Source organism: Paenibacillus sp. FSL R7-277 (genome assembly GCF_000517965.1).
In the GTDB taxonomy this organism is placed as follows: Bacteria; Bacillota; Bacilli; order Paenibacillales; family Paenibacillaceae; genus Paenibacillus_AQ; species Paenibacillus_AQ silagei.
The window spans coordinates 652,335-667,403 of sequence record NZ_ASPX01000080.1 but is presented as its reverse complement, the minus strand read 5'-3'; the positions used below and the strand labels follow the sequence as shown (position 1 = coordinate 667,403).

Below are 15,069 nucleotides of genomic sequence, written 5' to 3'. Positions count from 1 at the left end.
CTTCGAATGAATTCTTACTGGCGCAGTGTCTTCAGCGCGCCGCTCCAGGCCAAGACCTGATCCAGCATAGCATTGACATTGGCAGCATGCAGGTCAGCCGGCTTGAACACCGAGCCGTTCTCGAAGTCGGTGAACAGCGAGAGAAGCGGGTGGACACGAACATCGGCGACGGACAATTCGCCGAGAATCCCGCGCAGATGCTCAGCGGCGCGGGCGCCACCGGCGGAGCCGTAGCTGACGATTCCGGCAGCCTTGTTGTTCCATTCTTCGCGGGCAGAATCCAGTGCGTTCTTCAGCGCACCGGAGAGACTGTGGTTATATTCCTGAACGATGAATACGAATCCGTCCAGGGTAGCCAGCTTAGCTGCCCAAGCCTGAGCTTCAGCGTAGCTGTCGCTCTCCCCGAGCAGCGGCAGCTTGAAGTCAGCAATATCTACGATTTCGTAATTAGCATCTCCACGGGCATCAGCGATCCCCTTCACCCATTCGCCTACCTGCGGGCTAACGCGGCCCTGGCGTGTGCTTCCAAGAATAATTCCGATATTAAGTGTTGTCATTGTAATTCCTCCTCGAATTTTGTTTTCCGTAATTTGTTTTGCTTGATATGTTTTTTATTATAGCTGATAACTTTAATAAAGCAAGTGAAATTTTGAAACCTAGTTAAATTTTTAGCTAAAAATTAAAGCGGCCCAATCGCAGACCCGAATCTGGGAAGGCAATGGACCGCAATTGGTATTATGTCTCTGGTTGCAGCTAATGGCCGGCTTCGGCCGAGTTCACTTTTCCAGCCAGCCGTTTAACCACATAAGGTATGGTGATGGAAGTCAGGATGACAGTAAAAGCAATCTGTGCTATAGCTGTATCCGCAAATGGTGCATAAGCCGGGTTAAAACCGGCAGCTATCCCGGGCACAACCATCGATAGACCGGCGACTGAACAGGTAGCCGCCGCTGCATACCCCGGGCGTTTTAACAAGTGACGGTCAATCATAACCAGCGGCAGCAGACAAAGCAGGAAGAAGAGTAAGGTTAGCAGCAGGCCGGATAAGCTCGACCGGAAGGCCAGGCTCAGGTTGATGCTAGACCCGAAGCTGATGCCGAGGAATGGCAATAGGATCACTGTTCCCGGAGCAAACATCTTCTGAAGGTTAGCATCAAGATTGCCAAGCAGTATACCTACGGCAAAAGGGAGCAGCGTGGCCGCCACGCTAAGATAATCAATTCCTGCCCCGCTGGCTGAGTTCAGAATCATGACCGGAATGACCGGAACGGCGATCAGGTTCAAAATACCAAAGGCTCCCTGATCCATTTCATCTCCGTAGGAATTCATCAGCGCCAGGTAAAGGCCCGGATTGCAGCTAGTCAGCACTGCGATGAAGGCAATGGCAGAAATACCGGCAAAGCCCTCGATGCCGAATCCATAAACGAATGCCCATCCAAACATCCAGGCGATCAGGATTCTTGCCAGAACATGCACCCCGGCGCGCTTCAGTGTAGCAGGGAGCAGGCGGAGGTCCAACTGCGTCCCGGATACAAACAGGATCAAGCCGATAAGCACCATCGTTCCTCTGGAGGTAAACAGAGCGGTTGTAGGATCACCAATGCCGAACAGCTGCGGAAACACCGTGTTGACGGCGGCTGCCAGCAGCATGGGGACGATGAGCAGACCGCCAGGTATTTTTTGGACAGACCGTAGTATATTCATACTGCCTACAGCTCGGCCCCGTTCGTCCGGATAACATTCTGATACCAATAGAAGGAATCCTTGCGGGTTCTCTTCATCGTCCCGTTGCCGTAGTCATCCTGATCCACATAGATGAACCCGTAACGTTTGCTCATTTCCGAGGTAGAAGAGCTGATCATGTCAATCGGCCCCCACATGGTATAGCCTATCATTTCGACACCATCCTGAATGGCCAGCCCCATCTGTTCGATATGTTTTCTCAAGAAATCTATGCGGTAAGGATCGTTCACAGTACCGTCTTCATTCAACTTGTCGTAGAAGCCTGAGCTGTTCTCCAGAATAAACACAGGCTTATTGTAGCGGTCATACACCAGATTCAACGTATACCGCAGCCCAACAGGGTCGATCTGCCAGCCCCACTCATTTTCCGGCAAATGCGGGTTTTTATAGACACTGTGTACGTTGCCTGCCGTCAGTTCGAGCTGCTCTGTGTCACTGCTGGAGATCATGGAGTTGTAGTAGGACATACCGACGTAATCCGCCGTATGTGCATGGATGCTATCCAGATCGCCATCCTCGATGTGCAGCGTGATATTTTTGTCTTTGAAATACGTCTTGGCGTAATAAGGATACTCGCCCAGGTTCAAGACATCGAGGAAGAACTGGTTTTTCATCTGGTCATCCTTCTGCATCTGAAGGGCATCCTCCGGTTTGCAGGTGTACGGATAGGTCGTGAAGTAAGCGACCATGCTGCCGATTTGGTTACCCGGATCAATCTCATGCGCCAGTCTGGTCGCTCTAGAGGCTGCCACGAACTGATGGTGTAACCCCTGGAACAGCATTTCCTCATAATTCGGTGCATCGTATTCGATAATTCCGAGCGTTTTTGCTCCGGCTTTGACACTCATATTGATCTCGTTGAACGTCACCCAATACTTTACTTTGCCCTTGTAACGCTTGAATAACACCTCGCAGTAGTTGACATATAAGTCCACCAGCCTGCGGTTATACCAGCCGCCGAATTTGTCAATCAGCACGATCGGCGTATCGAAATGGCTAATGGTGATCAGCGGCTCCATGCCGTGCTTCAGGCACTCCTCAATCACCTGATCGTAGAATTGCAATGCTTTCTCGTTCGGGGCGGCATCGTCTCCGCCCGGGAATACACGGGCCCATGCGATGGAGTAACGGAAGACCTTGAAGCCCATTTCGGCGAACAGAGCGATATCCTCACGGAACGTGTGGTAAAAGTCGATGCCGCGGCGTTTTGGATATTTAACCGTATCCGGGTCGTTTTTGGCTTCCTCGATCATTTCGCGGTTAATTCTCAACTGCTTGGTTACTTTACGATCATTATTCTTATTGAATTGCATCACATCAGGAATGGTCAGACTCTTCCCGTCTACATTATATGCACCTTCCGCCTGACAGGCGGAGAGAGCGCCTCCCCACAGGAAGCCTTCCGGAAATATAGATTGTGTCATGATATTGTTCCTCCTTGATTGGTATGAGTTATGGAATCAGTTTGAGCAGTGCTCCGCTTTCTTGGATGGGACCGCTATCAGAGGCCGTCAGTACATCGGCGAACTGCTGCATATTGGTCACGACAATAGAGGTAATTGTAGGGTAGCCATCGGCAATAATTCCTTCGGAATCGAATTCCACCAGCAGGTCGCCTGCCTGAATGGATTGACCTTGCTCTACATAGGATTTGAAATGCTTGCCTTTCAGGCTCACCGTATTTACGCCGATATGAATCAGTATTTCCACGCCGTTCGCTGCTTTAAGCCCGATGGCGTGTTTGGTTCTGTACAATGCCTCAACCACTCCGTCAAAAGGTGCGTACACTCTGCCTTCACTCGGCACAATGGCAATGCCTTTACCCATCAGCTCCTGAGAAAAGGCTTGGTCCTCAACCTCGGCTAACGGCTTAATTTCACCTGTCATCGGGCTGACGATCAGCATACCAGCGGTATCCGCAGCGCGGGATGCCAAAGGGGTGGCATCCTGAGCGGCTGCCGGCGAAGCGGCGTTCTTCTTAGCCTTCGTAGTGGCTTGCCCGCCCGCATCTTCCTTGATGCCTGCGAGCAAGGTGAATACAAATCCCAGAACGACTGCTGCGATGGACCCGATCACAATATAGACGTAACGGTCTGCTGTATACGTTCCGAGGGCCAAGACTCCCGGAAGGGCGATGGCATTTGCACTCGCATGAACAATACTGTAGAAACCGCCTACGATTCCGGCTGCCGCACACCCGGCAAAGAACGGCCGTTTGTAACGAAGATTGACACCGTAAATCGCCGGCTCGGTAATGCCGAACAGGGCGGTGAAACCGCTTGACCCGGCTGCGGATTTCATCGTATTGCTCTTGGTAAGGACGAAGACACCGAAGGCGGCTCCCGCCTGGGCCAGGTTAGCTGCAAGAGAGGCCGGCAGCAGCATGGTCGAGCCTATGCTGGCAATCTGTTGAATCTGGATCGGCATAATGGCGTAATGCATGCCAAACATAACCATGATGGGCTTGAAGAACCCGAGAATCGTACCTGCCAATACGCCAACGGTTGCATACAGGTAGTTGATGCCGTCGGTCAGCCAAGTACCGATATAAGAGCCGACCGGTCCAAGTACGATCAGTTCCAGCGGGATCATGATGAACAATACAATCATTGGAGTTAAGAGCACCCGCAGAAACTTGGGAATGAATTTGTCCACTACAGGGTAGAGATAGCTCATGACCCACACGCCCAGAATGATTGGAATCACCGACGAGGAATATTTCATCAGCAGGATCGGCATGCCGAGGAAATCGATTGTTTTCACGCCGGTTTCGGCAATTTTGGCTGCGCCATCCAGAATCACGGGATGCATTAATCCGGCAGCAAGCGCAACGGCCAGATACGGATTGGTTTTAAATTTCTGGGCAGCACTTACAGCGATGAAGAAGGGCAGGAAGTAGAAAATCAGATCGCCAATCATATTGACGATGGACAGGAACCCGGAGCCTTCCATCCATCCTAGCGCTGCCAATACTGTAGCCACGCACTTGATCATACCGCAGCCGATCAAGGCCGGGAGCACTGGAGTGAAGATGCCTGCAATCGTCTCAAGGACCACATTTACCGGATTTTGTTTCTTTTTGGGAGCTGCATCCCCGTCTTCGCTCTGGAGGTTCTCCGAGGTGAGATTGCGCAGCTCAGCATACACAGCATCTACCTTGTTCCCGACCACCACTTGAACCTGCCCGCCTGCATTCTGCGCCTTCAGTACGCCTTCGAGTCGGTCCAGTGCCTTCAGATCGGCCTTTCTGTCTTCTTTAAGCACGAATCTCAACCGTGTTGCACAGTGGGTGAGCGATGAGATATTACGTTCGCCGCCTACAAGCTCCAGTACGTTTTGGGCCAATTCCTTGTTGTTCATGACCATTCTCCTTACATAAAGTAGTCTGGGAATAAAAAAATGACCAAGCCAGGGAATCGTCATTCCCGTGTGCTTGGTCATGCCTGATCGAATCAGTAACAGTCCAATTCATAGTATGCAATTATCGGGCAGGGCCGGCTAGTCGTTGGAGATTAACCTTTGAATGTGAAGAATCAGATACAGCTTCTCATCATTGGTGCAGCTCCAGCCGTAATTGTTCTGCAGGAATGCCGCGATCTTCTCCACACACTCCAGTTCACGCGGGAATTTCTCTGTTACCATCTCAAACAACGCTTCATTCTCTTTCTTCAGCGACTTGCCGCTCATCTGCCGCATGATGAAATAGCGGACATGGGTGGCGAAGCGCATGAAGTGAATGGACTCTTCCTCAAAATCAATTTTCAGCGCGTATTTGATGATGGACAGCATCTCACCGGTAACGGTGGTAATTTTGGTTGTATCGCTCATTTCTCCAGACCCCACCTGGGCATTCACAAAATGTAAGGCAATCAGGGTCGTTTCGGCTGCCGGGAGACGGACTCCCGCTGTAGCTTCAATTAACCGGACTGCAGCTTCACCTACACGGGTCTCATCCGGGTATAGGGTGCGCACTTCCCATTCCAGCGGATTCTTGATGGAGACACCTTCACGGGTACGGGCCAGAGCAAAACTTATATGGTCAGAGAGAGTGAGCAGCAGATTGGTATTGAACGTCTTATGCAGAATGTCGCTGCCCATGGTAATGACTTCTTCCGCCAGATAGATATGCTCAATCGGAATGCTGTTCAACAAGTCGTACATGCGGATGTTTTTGGGAGCGACAAAGATTTTCTCCACCACCATATCGGTTTCAGTTAACTGATAGGGGGTCTTTGGGAAACCAACGCCCTTGCCAACCACAAACACTTCCTCATTGTTGTCATTAATAGCAATAGCTACATTGTTGTTCACTTTTTTGATGACCTTCATACATACTCACCTCCCCGCCAAATAAAAATGACCGAAAAGGATTACAAAAAAATGTAATCGTTTTCGGTCATGCCTGGTTGCCCAGTAACAGTCCGTGTAAGGAATATAACCTTATTATAATCAGCAGCTTCGAAATGTCAATCATGCATTTTATGGGTATTAGAAATCAATTTATATGTCATTTTGCATAACATTGAATAGCTGATTTTAGGCTCGAATACAAAATATTAAGCTAAATAATTGATTGTCATGATGGAATTAGCTTAAAATACACTCAACAAGTCAGTTATTCTGACATATAATTAAGGAATCTTATGTATCTATAATATATGGAGAGGTGGGGCAGCCATGATAGAGGAAAAGAAACGGCAGGCAGAGCTTGAACTCCCGCGTGATTGCACCTTCTCGCCAGAAGACTGGCGTATTCTGGCCCAGTACTGGTATCCGGTGGCTACAGCAGCAGAGGTACAGGATCAGCCGGTGGCTGTGAAGCTGCTGGATATGAAGCTGGTATGCTACCGCAGCGGAGGCAAGGTGGTTATTGCCCGGGATCTGTGTTTTCACCGGGGAGCCCCGCTGAGTAAGGGATGGGTGGAGAACGGGGAGATTGTCTGCCCGTATCACGGGTTCCGCTATAATTGTGAGGGGAAATGTACTGCGGTACCGGCACATCCAAGCGCCAAAATCTCGCCCAAATTGAAATTGATTGTCTATCCGGCCATCGAACGCTACGGTCTGATCTGGACCTGCCTGGCAGATGCGCCGGAGCAGATTCCCGCCTTCCCGGCCTGGGATGATCCCGACTATATTAATATTCTGATCCCAAGCTTCGATATTGCCGGCTCGTCCGGGCGGCAGATGGAAGGCTTCCTTGATGTATCCCATTTCGCTTACGTGCATACGGCAACCTTCGGTGACCGCAATAATACAGAGGTCCCCCAGTACAAGGTGTGGCGTGAAGGGGAGACGGAGCTGGTGGCCGAATACTGGAGCACGGTCAGCAACTATGGCAAAGGGCAGGAGAATCCTGCGCCGGAAGGCTTCCAGTGGCTGCGGGAGTTCCGTGTATTCGCACCGTTCGCCGCTTCGCTAACTGTCTATTTCCCGGATGAGGGCAGGCTGAAGATTCTGAACTGTGCTTCTCCGGTGTCGGCCCGTTATACCCGGCTGTTCTGCCCGATCTCGCGGAATTTTGATAAGAATGCGCCCTTAGAGGACACGGTGAAATTCAATCTGCAGGTGTTCCAGGAGGATGCGGAGATGGTGGAGTCGCAGACGCCGGAGGATCTACCGCTGGATCTGCAGGCTGAAGCCCATATTCCGGCAGACCGCACCTCCATTGCTTATAGACAGCTGCTAAGCAGTCTGGGGCTGGGGCAGAATTATACGTCCTGAGCATTATTAACAGCACACGCCCGGCAGCAGAGAGCAGAAGCTCGGCAGCCGGGCGTGTGCTGTTGTGTTGATTGGGTCTAGGCTGCCTGCGTAACGTCGAGTCAGCGGCAGCAGCTAGACCGTATAATTTTCCAGAGAAAGGCTCCATCTTCCGTCCACAAGCTCAATTCTGTGCAGGCTGGCATAGGAAGCCGGGAATTTACTGCCACGGTTATTCCAATCGATCCCTTTGATGATGTGATAGATGATATTTATGACACCGCCGTGTGTAACAATAATTATGTTATCATCGGGGCCGCTGTCCGCATACTCTTCGCAGAGCCGGGTGAAGGTCTCTTGAATCCGTGTGAAAAATTCGAGCGGACTCTCTCCGCCGGGATAACGCTCGTCCATCCGCAGTCCTGAGAAGTATAAGCCGGGGTACCGTTCGTTCACGATTTCGTTCGGCATACCGGCGATCACGCCATTGTTCATCTCCCGCCAATCCATGCTGCGCACCAAGGGTAACTTCAGCTCTCTTGCCAGCTCGCCGGCTGTATCCAGCGCCCGCTGCAGATCACTGCTGACTATACGTTGTATAGGGAATGAAGCCGAATTCTCTCTCAAAAAACAGCCCAGCTTCTCGGCTTGTCTGTAGCCTTGGGTATTTAGCCCCCGCTGGCTCCATCCGCCGCGATATCCTTCGTCATCCTTGCCGTGTCTTACCAGATATATCGCCAACTGCTCCTCGGCCCCCTGTTCTATGATGCGTAAGTATGATTCCTTAAAAGGTTCCTTCAAAAAGGATATCCTGCTAAGTCTATCACTTACTTTCCAGAATGTTCAAGAACAGAAGTTACAACCTTGGTAGCACAGATTGACAATACCCGGACATAGCTTGCCTGGAGGGTTCGGGAATTACTTATTTTAAAATATAAGAATGTATAGGTTTCACGCAATGCATTATCCTTCTATTTCTCGCTGAAACGTTACCGTCCTTTAAAAGGACGGTAATCCGTTTCTGCTTACGGCACGAAGACAATACGCTGCTGACTGTCTGGCTTATTCTTCCATACTTGTTCAATCTGAGATAACGGATAAATGATAGGGTTCGCTGTAAGCTGACCCTCTGTAATCGCTTGGATCAACGCCGGGAATTCGGCCAGATATCCGGCAGGCGTGATGGACCCCTGGCCGCTGCCGATGATCTGGAAGTTGGCAGAACGGAGTGCAGCGGAAGGAATCGCGGCGTCCGCGCCTGCCATGGAACCGATCTGAATCCAGGTTAACAGCCGGCTGCGGTCGGACCGGCGGGTTAATATCGGGAGCATGGAGAGTGTAGCAGGATCACCCCACAGATAGTCGAGAACGATATCCACTTCAGCTGAGGCTTCGCCGAGGTTCCGGGCCACTGCCCCGGGATCTCCGGTAAGCGGTATGACTACATCTGCACCATACTGTGTAAGCGAACGCAGACGTTCCAGGTTCCGTCCGGCAGCGATGATCTGACTGGCTCCCATAAGCTTGGCGATCTGCACGGCCATCTGCCCGGAGTTGCCGGTAGCACCCAGAATAAGTACCTTGAACCCGGGCTTAGCCTGAACGCGGCGGCGGAGAGTTACCCAGGAGGACATGGCCGGATTCATCGCGGCGGCGATGAGCACGGGATCAGCATCTGCGGGGAGCGGGACAGCACGGCGGAGATCGATGAGGGTCTGGTCTGCGAATGATCCCAGGGCCGTATCGGTGGCTACAAAATAGACAAGCTTGCCGTCCGGGAGCCGTCCGACACCGTCAATTCCAGGGATTAGCGGCAGTTCATCCGTACTGGTGTAGTGAGAACCATCGGCTTGTGCCCGGACCCGGAGATGTAATCCGGCGGCCAGCACATCCACCAGAGCTTCGTGTTCTCCTGAAGGTACCGGAGCTTCAACCTTTTCGTATTTCGGACCTGAATCGAATGATCTTACAATAGCAGCGTACATAAATAGGCCTCCATTTACCCGGATAGTTATCCGGGTGAGTGTTTTGGTTTGTGAAACAAACTAAAAGGTTTGTAATACAAACAATAATAGTTTGTATTACGTACAAAGTCAACGGCTGCTGTGGTACAATAGGAGCGAACAGGTCTGAAATATACAAAAGTGCGGAGTGAAATCAATGAGCGGTTACGATAATTCTTTTGATAAGCTGGATGATCTGTCGATGGTAGACAGTCTTGTGCAGCTATCCTTCCTGGTGCAGAATATCCTTGCCCGGATAGGAACGGAGCATGATCTGTCGATCATTCAGATCCGTCTGCTGGGGATACTGCGCGACCGGGAGCCGGGAATGCTGCAGCTGGCCAAGCATCTGGGCCTCGACAAATCCAGTATTACAGGGCTCGTTGACCGGGCGCAGCGCCGCGGGCTGGTAGAGCGTACCGTATCAGAGAGTGACCGGCGGGCATTCAATGTGAGGGCTACTCCGGCAGGCTGGAAGATTATTCACGAGGTCGGGGAGCAGATCGAGCGGCAGATAACGGCGGTAACCGATGGTCTTACCGGGGTTGAGCGGGCACAGATGATAGCCCTGGCCAGCAAGATTCTGGTCACTGCTCCAGGGATGAGCCGCTGAACGAAACGATACGATTCGTGACGATGAAGCACATAGGAGGGATTTTCATGGATCAGGAGCTTATGAGTGAGCTGGCATCTCAATTCAAGAATTCGCTGAAGGTGCTGAACGCGGTCGGTGCCGAGACCCGGCAAGCCATTCTGATGGCCTTGCTGCAAGGGCCGCAAGATCCGGGCATGCGTGTAGGCGAGATAAGAGGGATCACCCACTTTTCCCGTCCGGTCGTGTCCCATCATCTTAGAATATTGTTAGAGGCCGGAATTGTTAGCGTCCGAAAAGACGGCACCCGCAACTATTACCGGCTGGACTCCGGAAGCAAGCTGATGGTGCTCAAAAGCTTGGTGAGCGGGCTGGAGAAGGTTCTGGCACAATGCGAGCGTGAGGCAGGGATTCTCTGATTATGGAGAATCCCTGCTGTGCGTTATGCGAAAAACCGATTACAATTGCTGCTGTGAGGGTGAGTGGTCCGAATGTATGCGGAAAACCGAATACAATCGCTGCTGTGAGGTGGGTGGGTGCACAGGACAAATGTATATGCAAAATTTAAGCTACCATGTTCCATCCAAGCATGCTATGCTATAATCACTTACCGACAGACAGTCGGTCGGTGATTGTTTATTTACAAATAAAGCTACAGTTACACCCAAAGATGCACGTACACTTACAGTCAAGGTTATATCCAAAGCCACAATCACAGTTACTCCCAAAGTTAGTATCATCCCACCTTTACATAAGGAGACATGACCATGAGAGTTGTAAAAGAAGCAGAAGCCCGCAGAAATGAGATTCTGGATGCAGCAGAGGAGCTGTTCGGACAGAAGGGCTTCGACGGTACCAGCACGGGCGATATTCTGGGCAAGGTCGGTATTGCGCGCGGGACACTGTATTATCACTTCAAGTCGAAGGAGGATATTATGGACGCGCTGATTGAGCGGACGAATGCCACTATCCTTCATGCCGCGCAGCAGATTGCTGAAGATAAGAGCATCCCCGTCATTGAGCGGATTCTCCGTGCGGTCATGGCGCTGAACATCAGCAGCGGAGACGGCAGCAGCACGGAGATTATGGAGCATATCCACAAGCCGCAGAATGCGCTGATGCATCAAAAGATTCAGAAGGCGGTCATTCATGGCGTTCCGCCGATTCTGGCCTCCATCATCAGCGAGGGGATCGAGCAGGGGATATTCAATACGGCTTATCCGTATGAATGTATGGAGATGGTTGTGGTTTACGCCACCACCATTTTTGACCAAGATATGGTCGAAATGACGGAGGACGAGCGAATGTCACGCATTCTGGCCTTCATCGCCAATGTGGAAAGGCTGCTCGGTGCCGGGGGCGGAAGTCTGATGAGCGTGATGCAGATGTTCGGCGGCTCCGGTGGAGTGGAAGCGGGCAATGGTGATGAATAGATCCGGCACAGGCTTCGGCAGATTCCTGTTTTTGTGGTCAGGACAACTGATCTCAGCTATCGGCGGCGGGCTCACCGCGTTCGGGCTGGGGATCTATACCTTACAGCAGACCGGGCAGGCTTCGGCTATGGCGCTGGTGACATTACTAGCATTCATGCCTTCCCTCCTACTCAGTCCAGTCGCTGGCGTGCTAGCGGACCGCTATGACCGCAGGCTGCTGATGGTGCTGGGGGATACGCTCTCTGCCTTAGGTCTGATCTATATTCTGGTCTGCCTGCTGAATGGAGATGCACAGCTGTGGCAGATCTGCTTAGGGGTGACTGTAAGCTCGGTATTCTCCTCGTTGCTAGATCCCGCCTATAAGGCTACGATAACGGATCTGCTTACCGAGGAGCAGTATACGAAGGCCAGCGGGTTTGTGCAGATTGCCGGCTCCGCCAAATATCTGATTTCGCCGCTCATTGCCGGGCTGCTGCTTACAGTCTCTGATGTGAAGCTGCTGCTGATTATCGACATCTGTACTTTTTTTCTAACCGTGCCTACTACGCTTGCGGTCCGCAGCGGTCTTACCTCCAAGAAGACGGAGCAGGCACCGGCCTTTATCCGTGAATTTCAAGAAGGCTGGAGAGCAGTCTCCGGGAATCGGGGAGTACTGGTGCTGGTGATTATGACCTCGGTCATGACCTTCTTCATCGGGTTCATCGAGACCTTGTCCATGCCGATGATTCTGGCGTTCTCCAGCAGTGCGGTCCTGGGGACGCTTGAGACGGTCATGGCATCGGGAATGCTGGTGTCGAGTGTCATTATAGGGATGCTGCATATACAAAAAAATTTCGTACGCATGCTGACAGTGTCGCTTTTTTGCTCAGGAATCAGTATCGCCGTCTTCGGACTGCGTGAGAATATTGTGCTGATTGGCGCTGCCGGATTTATGTTTTTTGCTATGTTGCCCTTTACGAACACGGCCCTGGATTATCTGGTCCGCACCAATATTGACAATTCCGTTCAGGGGAGAGCCTGGTCATTGATCGGACTGCTCTCACAGCTGGGATTCGTGGCGGCTTATATGCTGGCAGGTGTGCTGGCAGACTACGTATTTACTCCCTTGCTGGTGAGCGGCGGAGTTCTGGCGGATAGTGTGGGGCGGATCATCGGCACTGGCAGCGGGCGGGGGATGGGACTTCTCATCATCATTGCCGGGCTGCTGTTAAGCGCTGCTTCGGTCATGATCTATCGGCTCAAATCCATTACAAGTCTTGAGAGCAGGGGGTAACTTATGTTTTACCGAATCATCCGCAGAGATATCCGTACAAGTAAGGGAATTACGCTCACGACTATGCTGTTCGTAGCAGCTGCAGCCATGCTCGTCTCTCTGTCAGCCATTCTGGTCGTCAATCTGACAGGGGCCATCGATCATTTGATGACACAAGCGAAGACGCCTCATTTCCTGCAGATGCATTCCGGCCAGCTGGATCAAGCCCGGCTCAAGGCCTTTGCAGAGCAGAACAACAAGGTGGAAGATTACCAGGTGCTTGATTTCCTCAATGTAGAAGGCGTGAGGATTGTCATGGACGGGCATACGCTTGCGGACAGTGTTCAGGATAACGGCTTCAGCACACAGAGCGGGAAGTTTGATTATCTGCTTGATCTGGACGGGAATGTGATTGATGTACGGGGCGGCGAGGTGTATGTCCCGATCAGTTATATGAAGGATGGCTCCGTCAAGGCCGGAGGGAAGGTTACTGTGGGGGATACAAGTCTCACCGTAGCGGGGTTCCTGCGGGATTCACAGATGAACTCGCTGCTCGCTTCATCGAAGCGGTTCCTCGTCAGCGCGGAGGATTATGCGGAGCTGGCGCAGTACGGAACCACGGAATATCTGATTGAGTTCAGATTGAAGGACCTGTCGATGCTGGGAGCCTTCGAGACCGACTATACTGCAGCAGGACTTGAGGGGAACGGTCCGGTGATTACATATCCCCTGTTCAGAGTGCTTAATGCGATCTCGGACGGGCTGATGATTGCGGTGATCCTGCTGGCGAGTGTGCTGGTCGTTATTATTGCTTTTCTATGTATACGGTTCACCCTCATGGCAACCATCGAGAGCGATTACCGGGAGATCGGTGTCATGAAGGCCATCGGCCTGCGCGTCTCGGATCTCAAAAAAATCTATCTGGCCAAATATGCAGCGATAGCAGCTCTGGGCAGTATCCTCGGCTTGGCATTATCGTTCAGCTTCAGAGGTCTGCTGCTTGAGAATATCAGGCTGTATATGGGCGAAAGTGCGCATCCGGCACTTGCTCTGGCCTGCGGCATCCTTGGCGTACTGCTCGTATTCCTCGTTATTGTTGCCTATGTGAACAGGGTGCTGAAGCGTTTCCGGAAGATTTCGGCGGTCGAAGCCATCCGTTTCGGTACATCCCAGCAGACCCGGACGGGCTCAGGGCGGTTTACCTTGAGTGGCAACCGGCTGCTGAACACGAATGTCTACCTGGGCGTTAAGGATGTTTTGTCCAGAAAAAGTCTATACGCAACCATGCTTGCGGTGCTCGTCATCTCTTCCTTCCTTATGATTGTGCCCCAGAATCTCTATCATACGATCTCCTCTCCAAGCTTCATTACATACATGGGCATCGGTGACAGTGATCTGCGCATGGATATCCAGCAGACGGACCATATTGCAGAGAAGGCCGCAGATATTGCGCGGGTGATGGAGCAGGATGTGATGATCTTCCGTTTTGCCGTGCTGACCACTCAGGCGCTGAACGTGAAGCTGGACAATGGTGTCGTTGAGCGGATAAAGGTTGAGCTGGGTGACCATTCCATTTTTCCGGTTGCCTATGGTGAAGGACATGGCCCGGTTGCAGCGAATGAGATTGCCCTCTCCGCCGCGAATGCCAAGGAACTGGGCAAGCAAGCCGGTGATTCCCTGACCCTGCTCGTAGACGGAGAAGCGAAGGAGCTTACGGTGTCCGGGATTTATTCGGATGTGACCAACGGCGGAAAAACAGCCAAGGCCACCTTCACCACGACTTCTGATCAGGCCATGTGGGCCGTGATTTATGCGGAGCTTGCAGATTCCATGCTAATCAGCAGCAAGGTGAGCGAATATGCAGAGCGGTTCAGTTATGCGAAGGTGTCCGATATCGGGGAATATGTGACGCAGACCTTCGGCTCTACCATTAGCTCAGTCGGTAAGGCTGCATGGGCTGCTCTAGCCGTGATGCTGGTTCTGAATGTACTGATTACACTCTTGTTCATGCGGATGCTGGTAGCCAAGGACCGTTACTCTATAGCCGTCATGAAATCCATGGGCTTCCGGAATTCCGATCTGACTGTACAGTATTATGCACGTTCTATATTTGTGCTTGTGACCGGAATGGCTCTGGGCATCCTGCTGGCGAACACTCTGGGGCAGATTCTCGCCGGGGCTGTGATCTCCTCCTTCGGAGCTTCGTCGTTCAAGTTCGTGATCAATCCACTCTCGGCGTATCTGCTGTGTCCGCTGATCATGACCGGTTCTGTACTCATCGGGGCGGTTATCGGCACATCGGGCATCGGCCACATTCAAATATCCGGCAATATTAAGGAGTAG

The 15,069-nt window shown here is 51.9% G+C and carries 13 protein-coding genes; 6 read left to right on the top strand and 7 right to left on the bottom strand.

The features are described 5' to 3' along the window. Window positions 1-14 precede the first annotated feature (14 nt). The 5 genes from C173_RS25100 to C173_RS25080 all read right to left on the bottom strand — a co-directional run bounded on the left by C173_RS25100 (window position 15) and on the right by C173_RS25080 (window position 6,072). Complete coding sequence (locus C173_RS25100; RefSeq protein WP_036729889.1) at window positions 15-557, bottom strand: NADPH-dependent FMN reductase; 543 nt, start codon at window positions 555-557, stop codon at window positions 15-17. A gap of 196 nt (window positions 558-753) precedes the next feature. Continuing rightward, window positions 754-1,704: a 2-keto-3-deoxygluconate permease gene (locus C173_RS25095; protein WP_036729887.1), complete on the bottom strand. Its 951-nt coding sequence runs from the start codon at window positions 1,702-1,704 to the stop codon at window positions 754-756. A gap of 5 nt (window positions 1,705-1,709) precedes the next feature. Next, window positions 1,710-3,167 (bottom strand): glycoside hydrolase family 1 protein, encoded by a 1,458-nt coding sequence (locus tag C173_RS25090; RefSeq protein WP_036729885.1) that lies wholly within the window; start codon window positions 3,165-3,167, stop codon window positions 1,710-1,712. Between the two features lie 28 nt (window positions 3,168-3,195). Then, window positions 3,196-5,103, bottom strand: coding sequence for a beta-glucoside-specific PTS transporter subunit IIABC (locus tag C173_RS25085; RefSeq protein ID WP_036729883.1), 1,908 nt, complete (start codon window positions 5,101-5,103; stop codon window positions 3,196-3,198). Between the two features lie 138 nt (window positions 5,104-5,241). Beyond that, complete coding sequence (locus tag C173_RS25080; protein ID WP_036729881.1) at window positions 5,242-6,072, bottom strand: PRD domain-containing protein; 831 nt, start codon at window positions 6,070-6,072, stop codon at window positions 5,242-5,244. A 348-nt stretch (window positions 6,073-6,420) separates the two neighbouring features. Between C173_RS25080 and C173_RS25075 the strand changes: the two genes are divergently transcribed. Beyond that, window positions 6,421-7,467, top strand: a complete 1,047-nt coding sequence (locus tag C173_RS25075) for an aromatic ring-hydroxylating oxygenase subunit alpha (protein WP_036729879.1) — start codon at window positions 6,421-6,423, stop codon at window positions 7,465-7,467. Between the two features lie 114 nt (window positions 7,468-7,581). Here the strand turns inward: C173_RS25075 and C173_RS25070 are convergent, their stop codons facing one another. Both C173_RS25070 and C173_RS25065 read right to left on the bottom strand, forming a co-directional pair. Next, window positions 7,582-8,187 carry a histidine phosphatase family protein gene (locus C173_RS25070; protein WP_036730225.1) on the bottom strand — a complete coding sequence of 202 codons (606 nt, stop codon included), beginning with the start codon at window positions 8,185-8,187 and terminating at the stop codon, window positions 7,582-7,584. Between the two features lie 284 nt (window positions 8,188-8,471). After that, a complete protein-coding gene (locus C173_RS25065) occupies window positions 8,472-9,431 on the bottom strand; it encodes a quinone oxidoreductase family protein (protein WP_036729877.1) in 960 nt (319 codons plus the stop codon). A gap of 175 nt (window positions 9,432-9,606) precedes the next feature. On the opposite strand from C173_RS25065, the gene C173_RS25060 reads away from it, so the two are divergent. The 5 genes from C173_RS25060 to C173_RS25040 all read left to right on the top strand — a co-directional run bounded on the left by C173_RS25060 (window position 9,607) and on the right by C173_RS25040 (window position 15,069). Then, complete coding sequence (locus C173_RS25060; RefSeq protein ID WP_036729874.1) at window positions 9,607-10,062, top strand: MarR family winged helix-turn-helix transcriptional regulator; 456 nt, start codon at window positions 9,607-9,609, stop codon at window positions 10,060-10,062. Between the two features lie 47 nt (window positions 10,063-10,109). Continuing rightward, window positions 10,110-10,460: an ArsR/SmtB family transcription factor gene (locus tag C173_RS25055; protein WP_235192009.1), complete on the top strand. Its 351-nt coding sequence runs from the start codon at window positions 10,110-10,112 to the stop codon at window positions 10,458-10,460. 348 nt (window positions 10,461-10,808) lie between these two features. Next, window positions 10,809-11,474 (top strand): TetR/AcrR family transcriptional regulator, encoded by a 666-nt coding sequence (locus C173_RS25050; RefSeq protein WP_036729866.1) that lies wholly within the window; start codon window positions 10,809-10,811, stop codon window positions 11,472-11,474. Then, window positions 11,467-12,747: an MFS transporter gene (locus C173_RS25045; protein WP_036730223.1), complete on the top strand. Its 1,281-nt coding sequence runs from the start codon at window positions 11,467-11,469 to the stop codon at window positions 12,745-12,747. The genes C173_RS25050 and C173_RS25045 overlap by 8 nt, the downstream gene beginning before the upstream one ends. A 3-nt stretch (window positions 12,748-12,750) precedes the next feature. Next, window positions 12,751-15,069: an ABC transporter permease gene (locus C173_RS25040; RefSeq protein ID WP_036729863.1), complete on the top strand. Its 2,319-nt coding sequence runs from the start codon at window positions 12,751-12,753 to the stop codon at window positions 15,067-15,069.